Consider the following 25,453-nt stretch of genomic DNA (forward strand, 5'->3'; position numbering starts at 1 on the left):
AGCGATTAGCGTTGGGTCAGTTTGAGTTCGATACGGCGGTTGCGGCGATAGGCGATTTCGTCGTTGCCTTCGTCGATCGGCTGGAACTCGCCGAAACCTGTGGCAGCCAGACGGTTGGCCGGAATGCCCTGGGCATTCAGGAATTTGACAACCGAGATCGCACGCGCCGTCGAAAGTTCCCAATTCGATGGAAAGGCAAAGGTGTTGATCGGGGCGCGGTCCGTATGCCCGTCGACCCGGAGCACCCAGTCGACCTCCGGCGGAATATTGCGGGAGATTTCACGCAGGGTTTTCGCAAGACTGGCCAGCTGACCTTTACCCGCTTCTTCCAGCTCTGCCGCGCCACTGGAAAACAGTACCTCTGACTGAAAGACGAAGCGGTCTCCGACCACACGGACGTCCCGGCGGTTCCCAAGCACTTCGCGTAACCGGCCGAAGAACTCCGACCGATAGCGGGCCAGTTCCTGAACCTTGCTGGCTAAGGCCACGTTGAGCCGGCTGCCCAAATCGGCAATCTGGACTTCCTGCTCAAGGTTCTTCGCTTCGGTGGCTTCCAGCGTGACGGCAATGCGGGCCAGCTGTTGGCGTAAGGCTGCAATCTGACGGTTCAAAAGAACGACTTCGGCCTGCGCCTTTTCGGTCAATTCTTCTTGTGCTGCGACGGTTTCTTCGGTCGAAGCCAAACCGGCGGTCAGTTCGTCGCGCATCTGCTGCAGCAACGCGAGCTCCGCAAGTTGAGTCTCAATCGTTTCGCGGTCGGCTTCGATGGTGGTGTAGGCGTCTTCCAGCTGGGTTTTTGCCAGTGCGGCTTCTTCCTCGCGCAGGCGTTTCAACAAAGCCAGTTCAGCCAGCTGAGCTTCGATCTTTTCTTTGTCAGCCTCGATGGATTTAAAGGCATCTTCCAGCTCTGCCGCTTTGCTTGCCAAGGCAGCTGCGGCCTTGGCTTCTTCCTCTTCCCGAAGTTTCTTAAGGGCAGCCAGTTCGGCCAGCTGAGTTTCGATCGTCTCCTTATCAGCCTCAATCGTGCTGTAGGCGGTTTTCAGTTCTTCAGCGCTGCGCGCAATTTCCTCGGCGCTCAGTCCCAGTCGTTTGACCAGATCTTCGTTCTGACCCTGGAGTTCAGCCTGTTGTTTTTCCAGGTCGCTTTGCTGGCTTTTGAGCTGCTGCTGTTCGTCCTGAAGTTTGCGTTGCTGTTCCAGAAGGGCGGCGGCCTCCGCTTCACGCTCCGACAGGGTTGTGGTCAGGCTGTCGCGCTGCTCGATCATTGCGGCAAGTTGATTGCTTAAACTGTCTTGCTTGACCTGCGCTTCGTCATAGTCGCGAGTCAAATCGGCAAGCTGGTTCTCCAAGCTGTCGCGTCGGGACACGGATTGTTCGAGCTGCGATGTCAGGCCGTCGCGTTCATCGTTTAATGCCGCCAGCTGGTTTTGCAATGTGTCGCGCGCGGCGAGGGATGAACTGAGTTGTGCCGAGAGATCTGACGATTGGGTGCGCAGGTCAGCGTTTTCCTGACGCTCGAGGGACAGGAGGTCGGCAAGCTGGCTGACCTCGCGCTCCAGTTTTTGCAACGCTGCGTCGCGGCCGCTCAGCGCAACACTGAGGAAGAATTGCGCGACCATGAAGACCATTAGGACAAAGATGACCACCAACAAAAGGCTGGCCAGTCCGTCGACGAAGCCCGGCCAGATATTAACCGATCGTCGTGCGCCACCTCGGCCCATGGAATACATCTATAGGATCCCTACTCGCTTTCCTCGGCGATCGCGGCGATGGTGCGGGTCAGGAGGCGGATCTCTCCACGGATCTCCTGAATGGCATTCTCGCGCCCGCTGGAAAGGTCGTTGGCTATGCGCTCCAGACGCAGATCGACGTTGCGCAAGTGTCCACGGGAGGCTTCGTCAAGCCCTGCTGATCCGGCGCCGCCTTCGTTTTCAGCGAGCTTCGACATGACTTGTTTAAGCTGCGACTGATTCTCCGCCATTTTCATCAAGACGCTCTGCTCGGCCCGCATCTGGTCTGTCAGTGTCGACATACGATCGGTGAGGCCTGCCAGGCCCTGGGTCATGGAGGAGCGATCTTCTTCGCCGCGCGAAATGGTCCTCTGTAATTGATCTAAGCTATCCGCCGTCTTTTCGAGCAAGGCCTGAATATAGGCGGGAACCGACTGGTCACCATCGCTTCCAATGCTGCCGGTTGAAAGCTTGGTCACGCCTGATAGCCATTCCTCGAGCTCGTTGAGGAAGCGGTTGTGGGCCTGTCCGGCCTGCAGTTCGAGGAAGCCGAGGACCAATGATCCTGCCAAGCCGAACAAAGAAGAACTGAAGGCCGTACCCATGCCCGCCAAGGGGGTTGCCAGTCCGCTTTTAAGTTCCTCAAACAGAGAAGCCGGATCGTCGATTGCGCCGTTCAATCCGCCGATGGTATCGGCAACGGCAGTGACTGTTTCAAGTAGACCCCAGAAGGTGCCGAGCAGGCCGAGGAAGATCAGCAGGCCAATCAGATAACGTGACAGCTCGTGCGATTCTTCGATGCGGCTGTGAATACCGTCCAGCAGTGTGCGCATGGACAGCGTTGAAAGCGAAAGCCGGCCGGCGCGGTCACCCAGCATATTGGCCATGGGGCCCAGCAGGCGTGGTGGGCGGTCTTCAGAGAGTGAGCCGGGAAAGACCAGTCCGCCTTTGCTTTCGCGCCGCAGGCGATCCAACCAGGCAACTTCCGGATTCAGGCGCCAAACCTGCAGAAAGATGTAGAGGATTCCCAAGACCAGCACAAAGAGGATCAGGCCGTTGAACAGCTCGTTCGCTTGAAAGGCGTCGATTACTTTTTCTGCGAGGGCGAAGACCGCCAGTCCGACGAGCACTAGAAAAATGCTCATATGTATCAAATAACGCTTAGGCCGGTTCATAATCCGCTACAGTGCCTCGCGGCTTAGTCTAATGTGTACAGCCATACGCGGCTGCGATGAAACTCTTCCGCGTTTAGCCCAACGGCGAAATTCCGTCAACGTTACACGTTTTACCTTTTGGCGGGAACGACATCTACGCGATCGGGTGATCCACTGGTTGTTTTGTTGCCTAACGCCCGAACCTGCATACGCGCGGGACGCACGCCTTTGCCGATCAGATAGGCCCTTACGGCCATGGCGCGCGACAGGGATAACCGGCGCGCCTGAGTCGCATCAATATCCGCCTGGCCTGCGTAGGCGAACAGCTGCACTTCGCTCGCTTCATCGGCGAGCATAGCCTCTGCGACTGATTCCAGCGACGATTTCGCCTGACCACTTAAGGCCGCTTCGTTGGAGCCGAAGAGGACTTGAACTTCGCTGACCTTTGCGCCCGTGTTGCCGCGCGAAGCGCTTTGGCTCGATGCTGATGCCTTGGAGCTGTCGTCGACAGCTGCTTTTGGAGCGGCGGCCTGTTGTTTGGGCTGCGCCGCCTGCGCACCGCTCGATGGAGTAACCGGCGGCGGTGGGGGCGGCGGTGTCAGGGCCGTGTTGGTGTCTTTGAGTTGAGACGCATTCCCTGCAGATGTCGCGCTTGACGAATTGCCCAACGACGCCGTCTTGGGGGGCGATGTCTCCGCGAGTGCTTTGGGGACAAGCTTTGGCGGTGGCGGTGCGGCGGCGATCTTGGGGGCCGCAGGTGCTGCAGGCACAGCCTTTGCGGTTGCCGGAGTTTTCGGCGCTGGAGCTTTTGGAGCGGGTGCCTTTGGCACCGATGCCTTAGCAGTGGGCGCGCTATTCTTTGGTGGCTGCGGAACCGCTGCGGCTTTCGCAACTTTCCGCTTCGCAGGTTTAGCCGCCGGCGCTTTTGGCTTTGCCGCCTGCTGAGAAATATTCGGCGGGAGGGGCACGAGCAGACGTGACTCGGCTTTTCCCCCGGACGTTCCGGCGGTCGTCGGGGCAACGGCGCTCGATGTCGTTTGCGTGGCGACACCGCCGGTGGTGCCACGCGGCAGCAAACGATTAGAGGAAAGGGCATTGCCGCCGCCAGATGCGGTGCTTGAATCGATAATGGTCACGCGGCTTCGGGGAAACTGCGGTGGCGGGAACAGCAGGGTCGATGGCCGTGTCACATAATATTGCGAACCGTCGGCGTTGGTGCCCACGATGGTGGTGGCTGAGCCACCGACATTGTAACCGGGTTGACCTTGGTAGGCGCCTTGCCCGCCGTAAGGAAGCACCGGAACCCCTTGCTGTGTGATGCCGTCCAGCAATGCCTCATTCACGAAAACGCTGGATTCCGCTAAGGCAGTCACGCTCGCGCTGGAGAGGAGGGTCGCAAGGCCAAAGCACGCGATGCCTGATGCAAACCGTCGACGGTCGGCAGCTAGAGGGAGTTTCGAGCCTGACAGTGCGCCGCCCGTCTTCACTGAAGACGGTGTCGTCACTGATCCGGTCCGGTACGTTTGTCGTGTCATTCGTTCCCCACCGAGAGATTCCCTATACGAATCCGGGCGCTAGCTTAAGCTCCTGCAGGCGCGGCGACAACTTCTTTAGGTAAAGCCGGATCCGCAACGGCGAATAGTCGCCTGACGAGAGTAATCTCTAACCAAGAGAGGATAATATCCTGTTAACCCTGTTATTGGCTTGAATGCTGGGCAAGGGAAATCCGGACCGATCCCAATTCTGTCGCCAGCGAACTATTTGTCCCTTGCTGAACGCAGAATTTTGACGAGCAAGGGGTGCAGGTCGACATTGGCTGCGAGGACGCCATCGCCATCGAACTTGAAGGGGTTACCCTTGATCGCACTGACCTGTCCACCGGCTTCACGCACCAACAAAATACCGGCGGCAATATCCCAGGGCGAAAGTTCCCGCTCCCAAAAACCATCGAAGCGGCCGGATGCCACATACGCCAGATCCAAGGCCGCCGAACCCCAGCGCCGTATCCCGGCGGTTACGGCAGTTACCGCTTCAACTTCCTTGGCAAACATGGCGCGGTCGCCATGACCAAGGAAGGGGGCCCCCGTGCCGATCAAAGCGACGTCGAGGGAGGTGCGGCCCGAGACTCTGAGCCGGCGGTCGTTCAAAAAAGCTCCCGCCCCTTTTTCGGCCGTGAACATCTCGTCTTTGATCGGATCATAAACGACCGCCGCAACAATCTCACTGCGTTCTTCCAGTGCGATTGAGATCGAAAAATGAGGTAAGCCGTGCAGAAAATTGGATGTTCCGTCGAGCGGATCGACGATCCAGCGGCGACCGTCTTCGTCTGTGCCTTTGGTTTCGGCGGATTCTTCGGTCAAAAAACCGTATTCGGGCCGCGCGTTGCCCAGCTCTTCGCGCAGGGTCTGATCGGCTTTGAGGTCGGCCGTTGAAACAAAGTCTGCAGGCCCTTTTTTCGAGACCTGCAGGTTTTCGACTTCGCCAAAATCGCGCTTCAGACCACGGGAGGCCTTAATAGCCGCACGGGTCATGACGGTAATGATTGCAGAGCGAGTGGCCATTATGTGTGGTTCCCGGGTTGAGCGTCAGACGATGGTCTGTGACTTGCGGCGAGCGAAACTGGCGAATTAGCCTTTGGCGCGTTCGACGTAACTGGAATCTGCCGTGTTAACGACCACGCGTGTGCCCGATTCGATATGCGGCGGAACCATGATCTTTACGCCGTTGTCCAGCTTGGCGGGTTTGTATGACGAAGACGCGGTCTGGCCCTTGACGACGGGGTCAGCCTCGGCAATCTCAGCAACGATCGTATCCGGCAACATGACCGAAATCGGTTCTTCTTCGTATGATTCGATCGTCACGGTCATACCGTCCTGAAGGAAAACAACAGGCTCACCGACAAGATCGCTGTGCAGCATGACCTGTTCATAGGATTCGTTGTCCATGAACGTCAGCATCTCGCCGTCGGCGAACAGAAACTGGTAGTCCTTCTGATCGAGACGAACCCGGTCCACGTCCTCACTGGCGCGAAAACGCTCATTCAGCTTGGTGCCGTCCCTAATATCCTTCAGTTCGACCTGCAGGTATGCACCGCCCTTTCCAGGCTGGGTATGCTGAATTTTTGTAGCGCGCCAGAGACGGTTTTTGTGCTCAATGACGTTTCCGGGGCGAATGGCGTTGCCATTAATTTTCATGATCGTCCGTCCAATTTCTGGCCGATTTCAGGGCCGAGTTCCGAGTTAGATATGCGCCAGTCCAGACTGAGTTCAGCTGTTGGAAGTCGCTGTACGACCTCTATACCGCCGATCGGCGGGTCAGGAGCGGAAAGCAGTCTCGGGGCGAAAAGCGGGCGGAAGCTAGCAGGTCGTCTTCCCGCAGGCAATGGGATGCTGTTGATTGCAGCGCTCAGGCCTGAAAAGGCGCTTTTCCAGCTGGTTTTCGGACTCTAAGCTCCCTGTTATGGAGAAGATTCTGGTCAGTGCCTGCCTGCTGGGTAAACCGGTTCGATACGATGGCAGCGACAAGACTGTCGCGAGCAGCATCTTGTCTCAATGGCAACGGGAGGGACGCGTTGTAGGGCTTTGTCCGGAAGTCGAGGCCGGACTTCCCGTTCCGCGCCCGCCAGCAGAAATCATTGGTGGGCGCGGAGGTGATGCGGTGCACGACGGAACTGCAAAAATACTTGAGAACACGGGGAAAGACGTCACGCAGAGTTTTCTGGCAGGGGCGTGGAAAGCGCTTGAAACAGCCCGAAAGTGGCATTGCCGCTTCGCATTACTCACTGATGGGAGCCCCTCTTGTGGTTCCAGTTTTTTATATGACGGCAGTTTCACCGGCGCGAGAATACCTGGCGCCGGCGTGGTGGCGGCATTGCTGCTGAAGAACGGGGTGGAAGTCTTCAGCGAGCATCAGATTAGTATGCTGGCAGAACGGCTGGACGCGGACGAAACACCCTTTAGGACAGGCTGTCTGCGGCGTTTTTAAGGATGTCGGAGGCAGCGCCGCCCTGCCAGAAATCATCGCCTAGGGCCACGAAATCAGCCCCCGCCTTGGCAAGGTTAGCGCAATCCTTCTCGTCTTTGGCATCCATTGCAATACAGGGCGTTTCGATCATCGCCTGCCACCATTCCAGAACTGCTTCGAGCGTCGGTGCTGTTTCGTCGGTGACTTCCAAATTTTCGGCACCCTCGATACTCGGGCGTTTGAAGGCGACGTAATCCGCGCCGCGCTCTGCAGCTTCCATGGCCAGATGCCTGGAGAGGCCGCAATCGACACCGACGATGGCGTCGTCGCCCAGCAGTTTTCGGGCGCCCCCATAGGCTTTGGGATTTGACAAATGCACGCCGTCGCAACCGGTTTCCTTTGCCAGACCGGCGTCTCCTTCCAACACCACTGCGACGCCCAAATCCTGCGCAATGGGGCACAGGCGTTCAATGGACCGCCGAGTGGTTGTCTCGTCGGCATTTCCACGGGGTAGAAGGAGACAATCGAACGCGCCGCTGTTCAAAACATCGGCCAACAGGTTGGCGAAGGCGTCGATGGGGCGCTCCGGCGATCCCAGATCGGTCGGCGCGGTAAGGTAAAGGCGGCAAGTCATGTGCTGCTAATAGAGGAGGGACGACGCGATTTCAATCGCTTCCGCCGTTTATCCACGCCAGACAGCTGACGCGGGCATCGGCCACGCCCAGGAGATCGAGCCCCTGAGGACGCTCCGTGATGATATTGGCGTCCAGCTGTTCAGCGATTTCTCGCAGTTTGGCCAGGGTTTCGGCGGACCCTGTGTAACAGATTTGTTTAACGCCATGCCGCAGTGCCGCCATGACGTATCCCGGCTTTTCCCCACAATCCAACAATGAAATCATCTCGAGTTCGCGTGCGCCTGGTACAGCGTCCAGGGCTTGCTCGATAAGAGAGGAAAACCACGCCGGTCCGCTCTGCATGCCAGCATCCGGTGCCGAAGCCAGTGTGACTGCGCGCGAGAGTTCGGTGGCTGCGCCAACAGCGGCACGGGCGTGTGCGAAGGAGTGCACGATGATGACGGGGCGTTGCATGTCTGGATCATATCGCAATGATCTTTTGATGAAAGCGATCTGAACGTTCCCCCTGGTACAATGAAAAAAGCGGAACCTTCAGGCTCCGCTTTCTTGCATCGTCCGGAAAGGGTGGGGAGCTTTAGATCAGCTTACCCATTGCAATCGCGGTATCACTCATACGGTTGGAGAAGCCCCATTCGTTGTCGTACCAGGACATCACCCGCACGAACTTGCCGTCGATGACCTGGGTCTCGGCGAGATCGAAGGTCGAACTGGCGGGGTTATGGTTGAAATCGGTCGAGACCAGTGGCTTTTCGTTGACCGCGAGAACACCGGCCAGCTTGCCGGCTGCCGCGGAGGAAATGGCGGTATTGATCTCTTCGACCGAGGTCTCTTTGCCGGCGTTGAAGGTCAGGTCGATCAAGCTGACGTTCGGGGTCGGGACACGAACAGAGGTGCCGTCCAGCTTGCCTTTCAGTTCAGGCAGAACCAGACCCACGGCCCGGGCTGCACCAGTCGACGTCGGGATCATCGAAACCGAAGCCGCACGGGCACGGGCGAGATCCTTATGGAGCGTGTCGACTGTTCGCTGATCGCCGGTGAAGGAGTGGATCGTGGTCATGAAACCCTGCTCGATGCCGACGACTTCGTGCAGCACATAGGCCACAGGTGCGAGGCAATTGGTGGTGCAGGAGGCGTTCGAGACAACTGTATGCTCGCCGGTCAGCTGGTCGCTGTTGACGCCGTAAACGACTGTCAGGTCGGCATTGGTGCAAGGTGCCGAGACCAGGACCCGCTTGGCACCGGCATCGAGGTGTTTTGCAGCAGCATCGCGGCTTGCAAAGATGCCGGTGCACTCCATGACGACATCGACGCCGAGTTCACCCCAGGGAAGGGCGGCCGGATCGCGCTCGGACAGGACTTTAATTGATTTACCGTCGACGATGATGCTGTCGTCGCTGGCATCCACTTCACCGGGATAAATCCCGTGCACAGAATCATACTTCAGCAGATGCGCATTGTCGGCAGGGGAGCCCAGGTCGTTGATCGCAACGAACTCCAGGTCACTGCGCTTCGATTCCATGGCGGCGCGAAACACCAGACGGCCGATCCGACCAAAACCGTTAATTGCTACCTTCAGTGCCATCGTAGATTTCCCTTTCAATTATCAATCGACGCCCGCATTCGAGCGACGCCGGATATCCATTAACGACGATGCTCTAGAGCCGCGCCTTGACATTTTCGACCACGGCTTCCGGCGTGATCTTGAAGTGAGCGAACAGATCCTTGGCCGGTGCCGAAGCACCGAAGCCCTGCATCCCGACGAAAGCGTCAAAGGGCCCGATCCAACGTTCCCAGCCGAAAGGCAGAGCGGCTTCGATGCCGACACGCAGGCTGCCAGGACCAAGTACTTCGTCACGGTAATGCTGACTCTGATCGGCGAAAAGCTCCCAGCAGGGGATCGACACAACGGCGCTCGAGATTCCCTCGGCAGTGAGCATTTCCTGCGCCTTCAAGGCGATTTCGATTTCCGAACCAGAGGCGACCAGAGTGACCTGGCGCTCATCCTTTGCCTCCGAGAGGATATAGGCACCGTAGCCCGAGAGATTTTCGCTTACGTCCTTACGAACCGTCGGTAATCCCTGTCGAGTCAAGGCGATCACTGACGGCGATTCGCGGTTTTGAATGGCCAGTTCCCAACATTCGGCCGTCTCTATCGCGTCCGCTGGACGGAAGACATTCAGGTTCGGAATAGCACGAAGAGCGGCGAGATGCTCGATTGGCTGATGGGTCGGGCCGTCTTCACCCAGACCGATGGAGTCATGGGTCATCACGTAGACCACGCCCTGTTTCATCAGCGCGGAAAGACGTATCGAAGGCCGGCAGTAGTCGGTGAATACCAGGAAGGTCCCGCCGTAAGGAAGGACACCGCCGTGCAGGGCCATGCCGTTCATCGCGGCAGCCATGCCGTGCTCGCGGATGCCGTAGTAGAGGTAGCCGCCCGAGTAGTCGTCACGGGTGACCGGCTTCTGGCCGGCGGCCTTGGTGTTGTTCGATCCGGTAAGATCAGCGGAGCCGCCGATCAGTTCCGGAATGACCTCGGCGAGCACGTCGAGTGCTTTTTGTGATGAAACGCGGGTCGCCAGTTTCGGCTGCTCGTCTGCCAGTTTCTGTTTGTAAGTGGCGAAGCTGTTCCGCCAGTCTGCGGGGAGTTCACCGGCCACCCTTCGTTCGAATTCACTGCGGTCTGCGCTGTCGAGACCGGCAATCCGCTCATCCCAGGCCGACGAGGCTTCGGCGCCGGCGGCACCGGTGGCGCGCCAGGAGGCCATTACGTCGTCGGGGATTTCGAAGGCCGCGTGAGGCCATCCCAGCGCTTCACGTGTTGCAGCGATTTCATCTTCGCCCAGGGGTGCACCGTGGGCGGAGTTCTTGCCGGCCTTGTTCGGCGAACCGTAGCCGATGGAGGTTTTGCAGGCGATCATCGAAGGCTTGTCGCTTGCTTTCGCGGCCTCGATCGCAGCCGCCACGGCTGCCGGATCGTGCCCGTCGACCGAACGGCAGTCCCAGCCGCAGGCTTCGAAGCGCTTAGCCTGATCATCGGAAACCGAGAGGGAGGTCGGGCCGTCGATTGTGATGCTGTTGTCGTCGAAAAGCAGGATCAGCTTGCTCAAACCCAAATGTCCGGCGAGGGAGATGGCCTCGTGACTGATACCCTCCATCAGACAACCATCACCAGCTATGACATAGGTGTGATGGTCGACGGCCGCGTCGCCGAAACGCGCATTCAGCAGCCGCTCGGCCAGTGCCATTCCCACGGCATTGGCGAGCCCCTGACCCAAAGGTCCGGTTGTGGTTTCGATTCCGGGAGCGTGGCCCACTTCTGGATGACCGGCCGTCAGGCTGCCCAACTGGCGGAAATTCTTGAGTTGCTCCAGCGTCATCTCCGGATAACCGGTTAGGTGGAGAAGCGAATAGAGCAACATGGAGCCATGTCCCGCCGACAGCACGAAGCGATCCCGGTCGGGCCAGTCCGGCCGGGCCGGATCGAACTTCAAAAACTGCGTATAGAGGACCGTTGCGACATCGGCCATGCCCATTGGCATGCCGGGATGGCCCGAATTGGCGCGCTGAACGGCGTCCATAGAGAGGGCGCGTATCGCGTTGGCCATGTCTTTGTGGCTGGCGGCGAGCTTGGGTTCCGAGCCCCTGGGGCCCGACTGCAAAGAGTCCATTAATGTATCCACCGTGATGGGGAAATGCCGTCTCCCAGCCTCCGGTGACCGGGTTTCGCGGCAAATTTTCGCGCAACATGCCGTCGCGCCCCAGTCAGGTCAACCGGGATGTCACTCCCATTGGCGATTCCACGCAGAGCCGATGAAAAGAGATCAGCTCGCGGCAGATGAAGGAAAGCCTCCAAGCCTCCGGAATATCTTCAAAAACGTCATGGCCCTTTTGTGATATTGCGGTGTCTTCATGCCCGCTGGCGGTTGACCATTGTGATGTCGCGCGCATATGCTGCCGGGCATAGTTAATGAATCTTACCTCTCAGCAAGAATCGGCTGCATCAATACATATGACTCGCCAATGACCCGATTGAATCAAGCCACCGAAAGACTAAAGTCGGCGCTCGACCGCCTTGATGCTGCTGTTGAAGGCCGCGTGCAGGCACGTTCGAACGGCGAAGGTGCGTCTGACGACAGCGAGCTTCGCGCGGCCCTGAGCGCGGCGCGGGAGGAAAACGAGAACCTGCAGAGCCTCGCCGGCGAGGTTTCCAGCCGGTTGGATTCGACGATTGCACGGCTCAAATCGGTGATGGAAGCGTAAGCCTTGGCACAGGTAAATCTTACAATTAACGGCCGTCATTACGATGTTGCGTGTGACGACGGGCAAGAAGAGCATCTGATGAAACTCGCGGCTTTTGTCGATGACCGGGTTGCTCATCTGAAGCAAAGCGTTGGCAGTTTGAGCGAATCGCATCTCATGATGATGGCTTCGCTCGTGATCGCCGACGAACTTGATGAAGCTCTTATACAGTTGGAAGAAGTGCAGGATTCCGGTGCATCCGGCTCCGCCAACGCCGCTTCTCCAGCCAAGCCTTCGGATCATGAGGGCACGGCAAGCGGTCCGGATCCACTTGAGGAAAAAGCGGCAAATGCGCTCGAAGCCTGCGCCTCTCGACTGGAATCTATTGCGACCCGCCTCGAGGGGGCTTAAATAGCAGCACTGGACACTTAAGTTGAAGGTGCTGCGAGGTGCGTCAGGCTACTAGATCCCTGGGGCCAATACGAACCTCTAGGGAGCTGTCCCTGCTGGAGCCGTGGTTCCGGTATATGGCGCCCACCTGCATCGCAGGCCACAGAGGATGATTGTTGCCAACGGCCATCGCGGCACCTCTTCAATCACCGGTATATCTCCCGGAAAAGGCGCGAGACATCATGTTCGATGCTGAGTCAGTCTCGCTGGACGAGCGGAAGCAGGCACTTCGGAAAGAAGCCAAGTTGCGTAGACGTGCGGCTTTTGACGCCGAACGGGACCTGCCGACCGCCTTGCGGGACCGGGTTTTGGCCACGCTTAACATTCCTGCGGGCACTGTTGTTTCAGGCTTTTGGCCACTTGCCGACGAATTGGACTTGCGTCCCCTGCTCCAGGCCCTGGATGCAGGTGGTTGCCAGATCGTGCTGCCGGCCATGACCGGAAAGGACCGTCCCCTTGTCTTTCGCGACTGGAAACCCGGTGATGAACTGGTTCCGGCCGGGTTTGGGACGCTGGAGCCGGCGCCGTCACGCGAGTCGAGGGCACCCGATCTGTTGTTGGTCCCTTTGCTGGCTTTTGACCGGCAGGGGTATCGCCTGGGATACGGTGGCGGGTTTTACGACCGCTCTCTTGCCGAACTCCGCGCAGCCAAGAAAGTGACGGCCGTCGGTGTGGCGTTTTCGGCTCTTGAGGTCGATCTTGTGCCTAAAGATGCTAACGATCAGCAACTCGACTGGATCGTGACCGAGCGCGAGGCAATTGAATTCGGATGATTAGGGCCTGTCGGCAATGAGACTACTTTTTTGCGGAGATATCGTCGGCCGTCCCGGCCGGGACGCGCTCGAAGCCCATTTGCCCCGGGTGCGACGCGAGCTCGAACCTGACTTTATCGTTGTTAACGGCGAAAATGCAGCGAGTGGCTTCGGCATCACTGAAAAGATCTGTAACGGTCTTTTCGAGCTCGGTGTAGATGTGATCACGGGTGGCAATCATTCCTGGGATCAGCGTGAAATGCTGACCCACATCAATCGGGAGCCGCGCCTCTTGCGGCCGCAGAACTTTCCATCGGGCACGCCGGGCCGCGGCGCAGCGGTTTTCGAGGCGACACGCGGCCGTAAGGTCTTAGTCCTGAATGTAATGGCCCGTTTGTTCATGGATCCACTGGATGATCCGTTTGCCACGGTTCAGCGTGAACTGGAGCGCCAGCGGCTTGGCGCAACGGTTCATGCCGTCATTCTTGACTTTCATGGCGAGGCGACCAGCGAAAAGATGGCGATGGGTCACTTCGTGGACGGCAGGGTCAGTCTCTGCGTCGGCACCCACACTCATGTGCCCACTGCAGATACGATGATTTTACCGGGTGGAACGGCCTATCAGACCGACGCCGGAATGTGCGGCGATTATGATTCCGTTATCGGAATGGATAAAGCTGTTCCGCTTGCCCGCTTCACGCGCAAGCTGCCGACCGAACGGCTTTCCGTGGCGAGCGGCGAGGGGTCGCTCAGCGCAGTTCTGGTTGAAACGGATGATTCGAGCGGATTGGCTAAAAGGATCGAGCCGGTCCGCCTGGGCGGCCGGTTACCGGAAGCACTGCCAGCGCTTTGATGCGGCTGAGTAAAGGAGCGGCTGGCGTAACGGGCTAACCTCTCGGCCACTGGTGGGTTTGATCAGCCTTTTGGCGCTTGAGCTAAAAAGCGTGCGACTTCCTTTTGGACCATCATTGTCTGTTCAGCTGTTTCTTCCGCGGTTGCCGCGGCTTCCTTCGCTGCTTCCAGGGCACTGTCTTCGGCGGCCCCGAGCATGGCATCGAAGGCTGAAAGACTGGACTGCTGAACGAAATCGTGAACCAACTCGGCTGCTTTCTCACTACGCCGGGCGAATTCCACTTTGTCTGTGTTGCCGTCGCTGACGACGCTCAACTCTGGAATATTTATTGACAACGCCATTGTATGACCCTTTTCCCCATCCTGTCGGAGGCGCGCTTTACGGTGAAAAGCGCCTGAAAATCCGTACCTGAAAATCCGTCCTGCGAGTGTGTCGGAAAAGCGTTAAGCAGCCGTTAATCGGAGTTATCTGAGCGGCCCTTTGCCTGGTGGTCCTATTAAGCGCGGAATCCGCAGGTTTTCTTCGCCGCGTTGTGTAAAAAACGAGACCGGAATGAGGCCAATTCGGCGTCATTCGAGATAAAAACCCTGCAATTGGTTGTTCGGCGCGCGGATTGACTGCGAGAGGGCTTCAGATTGCGGCGAATACCTGCTAGAAGGCGCCCTATTGTCGCCATATTGCAGGAATAACTCTTGCGGTCGTTACCCCGCACTTCCACAAGATATGGCTGACATCTTCGTTATTTGCATCATCATTTAGGATTCGTGGTCATGGCGGGCCATTCCAAGTTCAAGAACATCATGCACCGTAAAGGTGCCCAGGATAAGAAGCGTGCGAAGGTCTTCGCGCGTTTGATTCGTGAAATTACGGTCGCGGCGAAGTCGGGCATGCCCGAGCCGGACAAGAACCCTCGGCTGCGTTCGGCGATCATTGCTGCACGTGCGGCCAACATGCCCAAGGATAATGTTGATCGGGCGATCAAGCGCGTGGCGGCTGGCGAGGACGATTCGAGCTACGAGGAGATTCGTTACGAGGGCTACGGCCCCGGCGGTGTTGCGCTGATCGTCGAAGCGATGACCGACAACAGGAACCGGACGGCTTCGGAAGTAAGAGCGGCCTTTAGCAAGTTCGGCGGCAGCCTCGGCGAAACCAACTCGGTTTCCTTTATGTTTGATCACGTGGGTTTGCTGCTTTACCCGGGGGAGACCGCCTCGGCCGACGAGATGTTCGAGACCGCGGTGGAAGCGGGCGCCAGCAATGTGGAATCCACCGAGGACGGTCACGAAGTTACCTGCGAACCGGATGATTTCTCAAGCGTGCGCGACAGCTTGATCGAGTCTTACGGCGATCCGGCGGAAGCCTATCTGGCCTGGAAACCTCAAACGGTAACTCCTCTCGATGAGGATAAGGCACAGACCATGCTGAAACTGCTGGATACTTTAGACGACAGCGATGACGTTCAGCGCGTATCTGCCAACTTCGAAGTTGCTGACGACGTTCTGGCACGTCTGACTGCATGATCGAGCGTTGAGGGAGGTCTGAACGAATTTATGCGTGTCGTTGGACTTGATCCCGGATTGCGCCACATGGGGTGGGGTGTCATAGAGGCGGAGGGCCACAGCCTCCGCCATATTGCCAATGGCGTGATAAAGTCGACCCAATCGAAGGACCTGGCGCAGCGTTTGGTGGAGCTGCATGACGGCCTTGTGCAGATTCTGACTGATTTCGAACCGCAGGAAGCGGCTGTCGAGGTCACGCTTGCCAATAAAAATCCCTCTTCGACCCTGAAGCTCGGAATGGCGCGGGGTATAGCGTTGGTGACCCCGGCACTGGCCGGTCTGACGGTGGGAGAGTATCTGCCCATGATCGTCAAGAAAGCAGTGGTCGGCACCGGTCACGCGACAAAAGATCAAGTTGGCATGATGGTCGGCCGCCTGCTGCCAGGCTGCGAAATTGTTTCCCCGGACTCGGCAGATGCCTTGGCTGTGGCAATCTGCCACTCTCATCAGGTTGCGACCCGTCGAAAGTGGTCGGCAGGCCGTGAAGATCCGCTTTCCGCGAAACCCGCAGTGCCGGCCTCAGGCCGAGCCTCCGATGTGATCGGACGTGCACGATGATTGGTAAGTTGACCGGTCTGATCGACAGCAGCGGCGATGATTGGGCGATGATCGATGTCGGCGGCGTCGGCTATGTCGTGTTCTGTTCCGGGCGCACCTTGTCCCGACTTCCTTTTGCAGGTGAAACCGCAAGTGTCCTGATCGAAACTCACGTGAGGGAAGACCATATTCATCTCTACGGCTTCATCGACCAGGGCGAGAGGGACTGGTATCGTTTGCTTGGAACGGTCCAGGGTGTTGGCGCCAAGATGGCGCTGTCCATTCTGTCCACCCTTGCGCCCGAGGACCTTCTCCAGGCGATCGCAGCACAGGACAAAACGGCGCTGACCCGGGCCAGCGGTGTCGGACCCAAAATTGCCGGACGGATTGTCGCTGAACTCAAGGACAAGGCAGGCGGTATTGCGCTCGGCAATCTGGCGGCGCAGGCCACCGGGGCGGCTTCACCTGCAGGTGCCGCAGCATCTGCCGGTGGGTTGTCCGAAGATGCAATCTCGGCACTGGTTAATCTGGGATACCGCAGGGCGGAAGCCTTTGGCGCGGTGGGCAAGGCCGTACATCAATTGGGCAAAGAAGCGCCGATTGAGGATCTGATTCGCATTGGGCTGCAGGAGCTGTCGTCATGACCGACGAACGGATCATAGCGCCGGACTTCGCCCAGGGCGATTCGCCAGAACAGAGTTTGCGTCCTTTGTCGCTGGCCGATTTTGTCGGGCAGAAAAAGCTGCGCTCCAATCTCAGCGTGTTCATCGAGGCCGCGCGTGGCCGTGGCGACGCCTTGGACCACGTCCTCTTCTTCGGTCCTCCAGGACTTGGAAAGACGACCCTGTCACAGGTTGTTGCCAGGGAGATGGGGGTCGGCTTTCGTGCGACCTCCGGTCCGGTGATCGCCAAGGCCGGTGATTTGGCCGCCATTCTGACCAATTTGCAGCCGCATGATGTTCTCTTCATCGACGAGATCCATCGCTTGTCGCCTGCCGTGGAAGAAATCCTCTACCCGGCGATGGAGGATTTTCAGCTCGATCTGATTATCGGCGAGGGACCGGCCGCTCGCTCGGTCCGCATCGATCTCCCGCCATTTACGCTGGTTGGAGCGACCACCCGATCGGGTTTGATCACAACCCCGCTGCGCGAGCGCTTCGGTATTCCCCTCCGTCTGCAGTTTTACGAGCCGGACGAACTGGAGCAGATCGTCTCGCGCGGGGCCGGTATTCTCGGCATTGAGATGACACGTGACGGCGCATTGGAAGTCGCCAGGCGTTCTCGCGGCACGCCCCGTGTGGCTGGGCGCCTGCTGCGCCGTGTCCGGGATTTCGCGACAGTTGACGGCGCCAGCTCGATCGATGCCAAAGCAGCCGATGCCGCCCTGCGCCGTCTCGATATTGACGAACGCGGCCTGGATTCCATGGACCGCAAATACCTACGCAACATCGCCGAGAACTATGGTGGAGGACCGGTGGGCGTGGAGACGATGGCAGCCGCCCTATCGGAACAGCGCGATGTTCTGGAGGACGTTATCGAGCCCTATCTGATCCAACAAGGCCTGCTTCAGCGGACTCCCCGGGGCCGCGTTCTGGCCTCTGCGGGCTACACTTACCTGGGGCTGGATGTTCCGGCAGCGCTCGCCGCGCAGCTCGATCTGTTGGTCACGAATGGTGTTTCGGATGACACGGAGGAACTGCCGTGATCGCATTGCAGGGCAAGGCAGCGGCCGTGGATCGGGCACAGGTGGAGCCGCCGGGCGGATACATTCTGGGTGCTGAGTTCCGTCTGCCGATGCGTGTCTACTATGAAGACACCGATGCGGGCGGCATCGTATACCACGCGAACTATTTGAAATTCGCCGAACGGGCACGCACCGAAATGCTGCGGGTCGTCGGCGTTAACCAAACAAACATCCGTAAGGACTATGACCTTTTGTTCGCCGTGCGCAGTTGTACGGTCGAATACCTGCGGCCGGCGATGCTGGATGACGGCATTGAGGTTCGGACCCGCGTCACGCGGATCGGTGGTGCATCGGTCGAAATCCTTCAAGACGTTTGGCGCGATGACGGATGTCTGGCGAAGCTGACTGTCAGGATTGCGTGCCTGAACAGTTCGGGGCAACGGCCGATGCGCATGCCGCAGGCTGTGCAGGCTGCTTTGAAACGATTTGAGTCTGAAACAATGGCAACCTCGGTTGGGGGAAGTTAATGGAAAACGAAACGGTGGAAGCGGTCGGATTAGCCGGTTCCGTTGCGCATGACCTGACGGTATGGGGACTGTTCCTGCAGGCCGACATCGTCGTGAAGATCGTTATGGTCCTGCTTCTTTTCGCCTCGGTCTGGTCCTGGGCGATAATTTTCGAAAAGATTCTGAAGATGCGCCGCCTGCGCAATCTGGCAGAGACATTCGAAGAAGCCTTCTGGTCAGGCGGCTCTCTCGACGATCTTTACGACCGGATCGACAAACGCCCGCCCGATCCCATGTCTTCGCTCTTTGTCTCGGCGATGCGTGAGTGGCGCCGGTCGAGCTCAAAGGAAGGGGGGGTCAGCGATCAGAACCGGATCAGCCTGCAACAGCGTATCGAACGCGTGATGGATATTTCCCTGGGCCGCGAAATGGAGCGCCTGGAACGGCACATGATCTTCCTGGCTTCCGTTGGTGCATCGGCACCCTTCATCGGGCTATTCGGTACGGTCTGGGGTATCATGAATGCCTTCACCTCAATCGCAGCCTCGAAAAATACCAGCCTTGCTGTGGTGGCCCCGGGTATCGCCGAGGCCCTGTTCGCGACGGCGCTTGGCCTTGTCGCCGCTATTCCTGCTGTGATCGCCTATAACAAGATCTCGACGGATCTCGGCCGATACGCAGGTCGCCTCGAAGCCTTTGCCGGTGAATTCGGCGCCATATTGTCGCGGCAACTTGAGGAGAAGACCTGACCATGGCCGGGCGCTTCCAAGGCTCAAGCCGTTCCGGCAGGGGCGGTAGGTGGCGGAGCAGCTATCAGCCGCTCAGCGACATCAACGTGACACCCTTCGTCGACGTGATGCTGGTGCTGCTGATCGTCTTCATGGTGACAGCACCGCTGTTGACCGTAGGGGTGCCGGTTGACCTACCGAAAGCCAAGGCACAGACACTGTCCGATCCGGACGAACCGCTGGTGGTCTCCGTCAACAATAAAGGGTTGCTCTTCGTCCAGGACACCGAGGTGGAGATCGATCGGCTGGTGCCGCGCCTGATCGCGATTACCGAGAATAAACCGGACACGCGGATTTTCGTCCGCGGCGATCGGAACATCAACTATGGCCGGGTGATGGAAGTCATGGCCACGGTGAATTCGGCAGGCTTTACGCGCGTTGCACTGATTGCCGAGTTGCCGAGCGGTGCTTCGCCCAGCGATGTGACGGGCGGTTCGGAGAGCGATTCTTCCAAAGCCTCTGAAAACCGCTAGGAGCATCGCGGCAGGGTATGCGCAACGGGACCATCATATCGATCCTTTTCCACGTGGTGGTTATCGCCGCGTTGGCGTTGGGTCTGCCTACTTTTGTGTCGCCGCTGCCGCCGATCACCTCCGTGCCGGTTGAGCTGATCACACTCGCCGAGCTGGAGGCGGCAACGCCAGACCAGCCGGATCCAGAGCCGGAACCCGTAGCCGAAGAAGAGGCACCCGAGCCCGAGCCGGAAAAGGAAGAAACACCGCCGCCGCCGGATCCAAAACCGACACCGGCGCCAGAGCCGGAACCAGAGCCCGAGCCAGAGCCGGAACCAGAGCCCGAGCCGGAACCCGAACCTGAGCCGGAACCCGAACCTGAGCCGGAACCCGAACCTGAGCCGGAACCCGAGCCCGAGCCGGAACCAGAGCCCGAGCCGGAACCCGAACCTGAGCCGGAACCCGAGCCAGAGCCAGAGCCAGAGCCAGAACCCGAGCCCGAGCCTGAGAAACAGGCAAAGCCGCTGCCGCCCAAGCCGAGGGCAAAGCCGAAGATTGCTGTGGCGAAGACCGAGAAGCCGAAAGAGGAAAAGCCCGAGGAACCGCCAGCCGATGCGCTGACCTCTATCCTGCGCAATGTCGAGAAGCTGAAAAAACAACCGACGCAAAAGAAGCAGACGGCCACGGCACCCAATGTTGCCGAGCAGGCAAAACCAAAGCAGCAGGTCAGCCGTATAGCTCAGGAGGGAATTGCGCGGGCCATCCGTCAGCAGATTCAACGCTGCTGGCGATTGGATCCGGGCGCTCAGCAGGCGGAAGATCTCGTCGTCGAGATACGTATCACGCTCCGGCGAGATGGCACTTTGGTCTCGGCCGAGGTGGTCGACGTCACGAGAATGTTTGGCGATGCTTACTTCCGAAGCGCAGCGGAGAACGCGCGGCGTGCTATACAGGCTTGCAGTCCATACAAGTTGCCAGTGAACGAGTATGAAATTTGGCGTGTGATCAATCTGAAGTTCGATCCAAGAGAGATGTTTGGGACATGATGAAGAACCGACTTTCCTCGATTCGCCTGTTCGCCTTAGTGGCAGGCGTTTTCGCTGTCACCGCGGTGACCATGCTGCAGATACAGCCCGCCAGGGCGCAGCTTAACGTTGATATCACGCAAGGCTTCGTAGAACCCTTGCCCATTGCGGTATCTGATTTTTACGGTGCCACGCCGGAAGAGCAGTTGATTGGTCACGACCTCGCCGAGGTCGTTGCAGCCGATTTGGAGCGCTCCGGTCTGTTTCGGCCAATCGACAAAGGGGCCTTTATTCAGGACCCTGCGGCATTGAGAAACGTACCGCGCTTCGGCGATTGGCGTGTCATCAACGCACAGGCCCTGGTCAGCGGCAGCGCGCAGCTGCAACAGGACGGCAGGCTGCGGGTGGAATTTCGTCTCTGGGACGTTTTCGGTGAAGGGCAGCTCACGGCCTTTGCCTATACCGTGCCACCCTCGATCTGGCGCCGCGTCGCACACATCATTGCCGACAACGTTTATAAGAGGTTAACGGGTGAAGAAGGTTATTTCGATTCCAGGATCGTTTACGTGGCGGAAAGCGGGCCTCAAAACCGGCGTCAAAAACGGCTGGCGATCATGGACCAGGATGGATTCAATCATCAATTCCTGACCGACGGCAGCAACCTGGTTCTCACGCCGCGCTTCTCGCCAACTCTGCAGGAGATCACCTATCTCGCCTACGTAAAGCGGGTTCCGCGGGTTTATCTTTTGAACCTGAATACCGGACAGCAGGAAGTCCTGGGCGATTTCCCGGGTATGACGTTTGCGCCTCGTTTTTCCCCTGACGGCAACAACGTCGTGATGTCGCTCGCACAGCAAGGCAACACGGAAATTTACACGATGGACCTCCGCACGCGGCAGGTCACACGTTTAACACGGCACCCGTCCATCGATACTTCGCCGTCTTATTCACCGGATTCGCGACAAGTTGTTTTCAATTCCGATCGAGGGGGATCGCAACAACTTTACGTGATGAACGCCGATGGCTCCGGTGTGCAGCGGATCTCGTTCAACAAAGGCCGTTATGCCACGCCCGTGTGGTCGCCGCGCGGCGACCTGATCGCCTTCACCCGTATGAGCGGGGGGACCTTTTACATAGGCGTTATGCGGCCTGACGGCAGTGGAGAGCGTATGCTGGCCGAGGGTTTTCTGGTCGAAGGACCAACCTGGGCGCCAAACGGTCGTGTGCTGTCCTTTTACCGGCAGATGCCGGCGGACGCGCGGGGCAAACAGGATACGAAACTCTTTACCATAGATTTGACCGGTTTCAACGAACGCGAGGTCACGACTCCGATCGATGGGTCCGACCCGGCGTGGTCCCCCTTGATTCAATAGGTTGTGGCCGGTATATTCCACGAAACTTTACCGGTGCTTAACCGGTGCTGGGGGATGTATTCTTTCTAAGGGGGCCTCAATGAAGACCGGTAGCAGGCCTGACCTTGTCCAATGGATTCCGGGGATGTCTCGAGAGGGCACAATATGCGTTTAAAGTTCCTCACTCTCATTGCGGCAGCTGCGCTGCTGAGTGCTTGTGCAAGCGACGATGAAACTGCCGCAACAAGCGGTAACAGCGGTCAGGCAACTGCGCCGACGACGGAGGGTACTGCACCTGTGCAGTCGACTGCGATTGCAGGCCCGACTCCTGGAACCCAGGAACACCTGACCGTGAATGTCGGTGACCGGGTGTTCTTCGACACCGACAGAAGCGACCTTTCGGCAGACAGCCGTGAAGTCCTCGAGAAGGTTGCCGTCTGGATGAACAGCTATCCGGTTGCGACCGTGACTGTTGAAGGGCATGCGGACGAGCGCGGAACGCGCGAATACAACTTGGCTCTCGGTGAGCGCCGCGCAAATTCGGTAAGTGATTACCTGGTTGCGCTGGGCGTCAGCCCGAACCGCGTACAGACCGTCAGCTTCGGTAAGGAGCAGCCGGCCGTTCTCGGTTCGAACGAGGAAGCCTGGGCTCAGAACCGCCGCGGCGTGTTCAAAGTCAACTAAGTTTCGGTTTCATCCGACGCTGGTTTCGCCCGCCTCCGATTGTCAAATTTCGGGGGCGGGCGTTGCTGTTTCTGTGGATAGGTTCGCGGCCTGTTCCGGCAGCTCGCCATATTTCTGACATGAAATTTGGCTCTAAGTTGTTGAGCTTCCGGTTTGAAGTTCTCGATGCTTGCCGTGCATTTGACACCTGGGCCGGTAACGGCAGGATTTGGATGCGGCAAGACGAAAGCAGGCTGCGTTGCGTGAGACGCAGGAAAACTGTGCCGGAAAGAGGCCGTTCTTGAGCGGTGAATTCAAGAACGTGGTTCGGCGTCCAAGTTTTGAACTCGCTGGAAAAATCTGCGATCAATCGACCTCATTGAACGCGGTTTGATCTGGCTTCAAGGAAATGTTGCCCGGTAATTTGGATCAAATCGTTTCGGAATGAATCGTTTTGCATCAAATGCGATTAGGGCGGATGAAGACTATGAAAATGATCAACGACCCCTTATCAAGCGTTTACCGCAAATCGACTGCCTGGCGCCAATTGCAGCGAGCGGCCGGCATTTTGGTGCTGGCTGGCGCCTTCGCACTTGGTTCCGCAGTGTCACTTCCCGTGACCGTGAACGCACAGGAATCGCTCAATGCGCAGGTCGAACGCCTGCAGCGCGAACTGTCCGCGTTACAGCGGCAGGTCTTCCGCGGTGAGGCGCCGGCAGCAGGCGCCGCCGCTGGAGTCGCCGGGGGTGATGTTTCAGGAACCCAGGCGGCGAGGATAGAGCTGCGCTTGTCCCAATTCGAATCGGAGTTGCGCTCCCTGACCGGACAGATCGAGCAGTTCGGGTATAAGATCAATAAGGTCGACAAGCGGCTCGACAGTCTTGTGGCAGATGTCGATCTTCGGCTCCAAAACCTTGAACAGCGTCTTGATGGCGGCGCGACTACTTCAGGTGCGTCTGGCGATGCGGGCGCATCAAATTTTGCGGCTGCCGGCGCGGCGACGGCCGCATCCGGTGGCACGGCGGGTAGCACGGCGACGACGCAAGCCGGCGCGCCGGGTACTCTGGGAACGATCAGCCAGGGAGACCTGCAAAAATTCCAGGGCCAGCAAGCTGGAAATGCCGGAGCCCAGGGGCAAGCGGCTGGAGCCTCTGCAAGCGGCACTGCGCAGACGGCTGCTTTACCGACCGGTTCGCCACAGGAACAGTACAATTACGCCTTCAGCCTCTTGCGACAGGCGCAGTATGACGAGGCCGAACAGGCATTGCGTTCCTTCGTTGAACAGCACCCTGAAGATGCATTGGCCGGCAATGCCAAGTACTGGCTGGGTGAAACGCACTATGTGCGCGGTGATTATCAGCAGTCGGCAGTGATCTTCGCTGAAGCCTACCAACAGTATCCAAATAACTCCAAAGCACCGGACAATCTTTTAAAGCTCGGGATGTCGTTGGGGGCTCTCGGCAATAGTGCCGATGCCTGTGGTACCTTCGCAGAACTGATCAAGCGCTATCCCAAGGCCGCTGCCACTGTTCTGCGGCGGACTAAGCAAGAGCAACAGCGGTACTCCTGCTCTTAACGCTTATCGGGTGATCGAAGGAGCCCGCGGACCAGGACTGACAGCTGCCTGAGACAATACGTCTTTGACGAAGGGTCGTCGTGGTCAAGGTCGTGTGTAACCTGGAATCTTGGCAAGCGCTTGATGGCATCTAAGATCAGCCCGATTACCAGTGAAGAGTTTGCGGCTCTGATGGCGCCGTTTGGACCCTTCGAGCGCCGCCCGGTTGTTGCCGTTGCGGTTTCCGGTGGCGCTGATTCCATGGGTGCGGCTGTGCTGGTTCATGACTGGGCCAACGCCCTGTCCGGGCGCGCCATAGCAGTCGTTGTCGATCATGGTCTGCGTCCCGAATCAAGTGATGAGGCGGCGCTGGTCCGGCGGCGCTTGTCGGAGATGGGGATCGAAAGTGTTGCCCTGTCATGGACCGGAGAGAAACCCAGTTCCAATCTACAGTCGGCTGCGCGGCAGGCCCGCTATCGTCTCCTCGCGGAGTACTGTGCTGAACAGGGAATCTTGAATCTGGTTTTGGGCCATCACCAGGAGGATCAGGCCGAAACTTTCCTGATGCGCTTGTCGCGTGGCAGCGGGCTCTATGGTCTGGCGGCGATGACGCTGCTGCAGGAACAGCCCGATTATCGCGTGTTGCGCCCGCTTCTTACCCTTCCTAAGGCGCGTCTTGTACGGACACTTGAAATGCGCGGGATCGAGTGGGTTGAAGACCCGAGCAACAGAAATCTGAAATACGAACGAACGCGCTTTCGCACTCTGTTGCCGGCCTTAGCGCCGGAAGGGCTGCCCGCGTCGAAGTTGGCAGAAACCGCACAACGTCTTGGCGAGGCCCGCACGGGTGCCGAAGCGGCAGTCTCTAGGGCGCTGGCCCGGAGCGTATCGGTCCATCCTGCTGGTATCGCATTGGTCGATCCGGCGCCTTTGCAGGCGTTGCCGAAGGATATTGCTCTGCGCTGCCTGGCGAGAATACTCACCACCTTTTCCGGCGGCGATTATGGCCCCAGATTGGAGCGTCTGGACTCTCTTTACGGAAAAATCAGTGCCGGCCTGACCACCGGTGCAACATTGTCGGGCTGTCGTCTGCTGCCATGGCGCCAGAACCTGGTGATATGCCGTGAAAATCGGCATCTTGCGCCAGTTCTGCTCCAACCAGGCTGTTTGCTCCATTGGGACGGCCGTTTTGACGTCATCGTGAGCGTTAATTTTTCCACGGTCTCAGGGGATTTGACAATTGGTCCGTTGGGGCGTGATGGATGGTCTGCAATTCGTAGGTCCGTTCAACCGGAAAACCTAGGTTTTCCGCCTCTTGCAGGCGATGCTGTCCCGGCGTTCTGGGACGACAAGGGGGTGGCTTCTGCACCCCACTTAGGATACTTTCGACAGGGTGTTCATCGCGCCCTGATTGAAAAGTGCCGTTTCCGGTCAAGAAATTCCCTTACCGGAGTCGCCTTTACGGTTGCTTAGGCGAGGAAGCCTATTATCTTTTAGCTAAAGAGGGCGCTGAAAAGCTTCGCCCTATGCAACGAATTCGACCGAGTGGAAGG

Annotated in this window: 27 protein-coding genes and 1 other RNA gene; 18 read left to right on the top strand and 10 right to left on the bottom strand. The window is 58.5% G+C overall.

Annotated features, from left to right (window positions below; genetic code table 11):
• Positions 1-5: 5 nt before the first annotated feature.
• From QMZ18_RS12805 to efp, 5 genes are all read right to left on the bottom strand, one after another.
• The gene (locus QMZ18_RS12805; protein ID WP_282606686.1) at positions 6-1,730 is read right to left on the bottom strand and encodes a peptidoglycan -binding protein; all 1,725 of its coding nucleotides are present in this window, start codon (positions 1,728-1,730) and stop codon (positions 6-8) included.
• Between the two features lie 11 nt (positions 1,731-1,741).
• Positions 1,742-2,875 carry a flagellar motor protein MotA gene (locus QMZ18_RS12810; protein ID WP_282606687.1) on the bottom strand — a complete coding sequence of 378 codons (1,134 nt, stop codon included), beginning with the start codon at positions 2,873-2,875 and terminating at the stop codon, positions 1,742-1,744.
• A 140-nt stretch (positions 2,876-3,015) separates the two neighbouring features.
• The gene (locus tag QMZ18_RS12815; protein WP_282606688.1) at positions 3,016-4,419 is read right to left on the bottom strand and encodes an OmpA family protein; all 1,404 of its coding nucleotides are present in this window, start codon (positions 4,417-4,419) and stop codon (positions 3,016-3,018) included.
• Positions 4,420-4,641: 222 nt separating this feature from the next.
• Positions 4,642-5,445 carry an inositol monophosphatase family protein gene (locus QMZ18_RS12820; protein WP_282606689.1) on the bottom strand — a complete coding sequence of 268 codons (804 nt, stop codon included), beginning with the start codon at positions 5,443-5,445 and terminating at the stop codon, positions 4,642-4,644.
• 66 nt (positions 5,446-5,511) lie between these two features.
• Positions 5,512-6,078: an elongation factor P gene (efp, locus tag QMZ18_RS12825; protein ID WP_282606690.1), complete on the bottom strand. Its 567-nt coding sequence runs from the start codon at positions 6,076-6,078 to the stop codon at positions 5,512-5,514.
• A 265-nt stretch (positions 6,079-6,343) separates the two neighbouring features.
• On the opposite strand from efp, the gene QMZ18_RS12830 reads away from it, so the two are divergent.
• Positions 6,344-6,868, top strand: coding sequence for a DUF523 domain-containing protein (locus QMZ18_RS12830; protein ID WP_282606691.1), 525 nt, complete (start codon positions 6,344-6,346; stop codon positions 6,866-6,868).
• On the opposite strand, the gene QMZ18_RS12835 is transcribed toward QMZ18_RS12830, so the two are convergent.
• The 4 genes from QMZ18_RS12835 to tkt form a co-directional block, all read right to left on the bottom strand.
• The gene (locus QMZ18_RS12835; protein WP_282606692.1) at positions 6,840-7,481 is read right to left on the bottom strand and encodes a thiamine phosphate synthase; all 642 of its coding nucleotides are present in this window, start codon (positions 7,479-7,481) and stop codon (positions 6,840-6,842) included. The two genes, QMZ18_RS12830 and QMZ18_RS12835, sit on opposite strands and share 29 nt — an antisense overlap.
• Positions 7,482-7,512: 31 nt before the next feature.
• Positions 7,513-7,935 (bottom strand): hypothetical protein, encoded by a 423-nt coding sequence (locus tag QMZ18_RS12840; RefSeq protein ID WP_282606693.1) that lies wholly within the window; start codon positions 7,933-7,935, stop codon positions 7,513-7,515.
• Positions 7,936-8,056: 121 nt separating this feature from the next.
• Positions 8,057-9,064, bottom strand: a complete 1,008-nt coding sequence (gene gap / locus QMZ18_RS12845) for a type I glyceraldehyde-3-phosphate dehydrogenase (protein ID WP_282606694.1) — start codon at positions 9,062-9,064, stop codon at positions 8,057-8,059.
• 73 nt (positions 9,065-9,137) lie between these two features.
• Positions 9,138-11,153 carry a transketolase gene (tkt, locus tag QMZ18_RS12850; RefSeq protein WP_322097200.1) on the bottom strand — a complete coding sequence of 672 codons (2,016 nt, stop codon included), beginning with the start codon at positions 11,151-11,153 and terminating at the stop codon, positions 9,138-9,140.
• Between the two features lie 352 nt (positions 11,154-11,505).
• Between tkt and QMZ18_RS12855 the strand changes: the two genes are divergently transcribed.
• From QMZ18_RS12855 to QMZ18_RS12875, 5 genes are all read left to right on the top strand, one after another.
• On the top strand, positions 11,506-11,745 hold the full coding sequence (locus QMZ18_RS12855) for a DUF4164 family protein (RefSeq protein WP_282606695.1): 240 nt from the start codon (positions 11,506-11,508) through the stop codon (positions 11,743-11,745).
• A 3-nt stretch (positions 11,746-11,748) separates the two neighbouring features.
• Positions 11,749-12,135 carry a cell division protein ZapA gene (locus QMZ18_RS12860; protein WP_282606696.1) on the top strand — a complete coding sequence of 129 codons (387 nt, stop codon included), beginning with the start codon at positions 11,749-11,751 and terminating at the stop codon, positions 12,133-12,135.
• A gap of 25 nt (positions 12,136-12,160) precedes the next feature.
• A non-coding RNA gene (gene ssrS, locus QMZ18_RS12865) (6S RNA) lies at positions 12,161-12,316 on the top strand.
• 40 nt (positions 12,317-12,356) lie between these two features.
• Positions 12,357-12,947 carry a 5-formyltetrahydrofolate cyclo-ligase gene (locus QMZ18_RS12870; RefSeq protein WP_282606697.1) on the top strand — a complete coding sequence of 197 codons (591 nt, stop codon included), beginning with the start codon at positions 12,357-12,359 and terminating at the stop codon, positions 12,945-12,947.
• Positions 12,948-12,963: 16 nt separating this feature from the next.
• Positions 12,964-13,779: a TIGR00282 family metallophosphoesterase gene (locus tag QMZ18_RS12875; protein ID WP_282606698.1), complete on the top strand. Its 816-nt coding sequence runs from the start codon at positions 12,964-12,966 to the stop codon at positions 13,777-13,779.
• Between the two features lie 62 nt (positions 13,780-13,841).
• Here the strand turns inward: QMZ18_RS12875 and QMZ18_RS12880 are convergent, their stop codons facing one another.
• On the bottom strand, positions 13,842-14,120 hold the full coding sequence (locus tag QMZ18_RS12880; RefSeq protein ID WP_282606699.1) for a hypothetical protein: 279 nt from the start codon (positions 14,118-14,120) through the stop codon (positions 13,842-13,844).
• Between the two features lie 429 nt (positions 14,121-14,549).
• Between QMZ18_RS12880 and QMZ18_RS12885 the strand changes: the two genes are divergently transcribed.
• The 12 genes from QMZ18_RS12885 to tilS all read left to right on the top strand — a co-directional run bounded on the left by QMZ18_RS12885 (position 14,550) and on the right by tilS (position 25,373).
• The gene (locus QMZ18_RS12885) at positions 14,550-15,299 is read left to right on the top strand and encodes a YebC/PmpR family DNA-binding transcriptional regulator (RefSeq protein WP_282606700.1); all 750 of its coding nucleotides are present in this window, start codon (positions 14,550-14,552) and stop codon (positions 15,297-15,299) included.
• 30 nt (positions 15,300-15,329) lie between these two features.
• Positions 15,330-15,896 (top strand): crossover junction endodeoxyribonuclease RuvC, encoded by a 567-nt coding sequence (gene ruvC / locus QMZ18_RS12890; RefSeq protein ID WP_322097201.1) that lies wholly within the window; start codon positions 15,330-15,332, stop codon positions 15,894-15,896.
• Positions 15,893-16,519, top strand: a complete 627-nt coding sequence (gene ruvA, locus QMZ18_RS12895) for a Holliday junction branch migration protein RuvA (RefSeq protein WP_282606701.1) — start codon at positions 15,893-15,895, stop codon at positions 16,517-16,519. Before ruvC ends, ruvA begins: the two co-directional genes overlap by 4 nt.
• The gene (ruvB, locus tag QMZ18_RS12900; protein WP_282606702.1) at positions 16,516-17,580 is read left to right on the top strand and encodes a Holliday junction branch migration DNA helicase RuvB; all 1,065 of its coding nucleotides are present in this window, start codon (positions 16,516-16,518) and stop codon (positions 17,578-17,580) included. Before ruvA ends, ruvB begins: the two co-directional genes overlap by 4 nt.
• The gene (ybgC, locus tag QMZ18_RS12905) at positions 17,577-18,086 is read left to right on the top strand and encodes a tol-pal system-associated acyl-CoA thioesterase (protein WP_282606703.1); all 510 of its coding nucleotides are present in this window, start codon (positions 17,577-17,579) and stop codon (positions 18,084-18,086) included. Before ruvB ends, ybgC begins: the two co-directional genes overlap by 4 nt.
• Entirely contained in the window at positions 18,086-18,814 is a 729-nt protein-coding gene (tolQ, locus tag QMZ18_RS12910) for a protein TolQ (RefSeq protein ID WP_322097202.1), read from the top strand. Before ybgC ends, tolQ begins: the two co-directional genes overlap by 1 nt.
• A gap of 2 nt (positions 18,815-18,816) precedes the next feature.
• Complete coding sequence (gene tolR / locus QMZ18_RS12915) at positions 18,817-19,326, top strand: protein TolR (protein WP_282606704.1); 510 nt, start codon at positions 18,817-18,819, stop codon at positions 19,324-19,326.
• A 17-nt stretch (positions 19,327-19,343) separates the two neighbouring features.
• Entirely contained in the window at positions 19,344-20,351 is a 1,008-nt protein-coding gene (locus tag QMZ18_RS12920) for a cell envelope integrity protein TolA (protein ID WP_282606705.1), read from the top strand.
• A 71-nt stretch (positions 20,352-20,422) separates the two neighbouring features.
• Positions 20,423-21,703: a Tol-Pal system beta propeller repeat protein TolB gene (gene tolB, locus QMZ18_RS12925; protein WP_322097212.1), complete on the top strand. Its 1,281-nt coding sequence runs from the start codon at positions 20,423-20,425 to the stop codon at positions 21,701-21,703.
• Between the two features lie 144 nt (positions 21,704-21,847).
• Positions 21,848-22,366, top strand: a complete 519-nt coding sequence (gene pal / locus QMZ18_RS12930) for a peptidoglycan-associated lipoprotein Pal (protein ID WP_282606707.1) — start codon at positions 21,848-21,850, stop codon at positions 22,364-22,366.
• A 466-nt stretch (positions 22,367-22,832) separates the two neighbouring features.
• Positions 22,833-23,921, top strand: a complete 1,089-nt coding sequence (ybgF, locus tag QMZ18_RS12935; protein ID WP_282606708.1) for a tol-pal system protein YbgF — start codon at positions 22,833-22,835, stop codon at positions 23,919-23,921.
• Between the two features lie 123 nt (positions 23,922-24,044).
• On the top strand, positions 24,045-25,373 hold the full coding sequence (gene tilS, locus QMZ18_RS12940; RefSeq protein ID WP_282606709.1) for a tRNA lysidine(34) synthetase TilS: 1,329 nt from the start codon (positions 24,045-24,047) through the stop codon (positions 25,371-25,373).
• Positions 25,374-25,453 lie beyond the last annotated feature (80 nt).

This window comes from Pelagibius sp. Alg239-R121, assembly GCF_947331435.1.
In the GTDB taxonomy this organism is placed as follows: Bacteria; Pseudomonadota; Alphaproteobacteria; order Kiloniellales; family Kiloniellaceae; genus Denitrobaculum.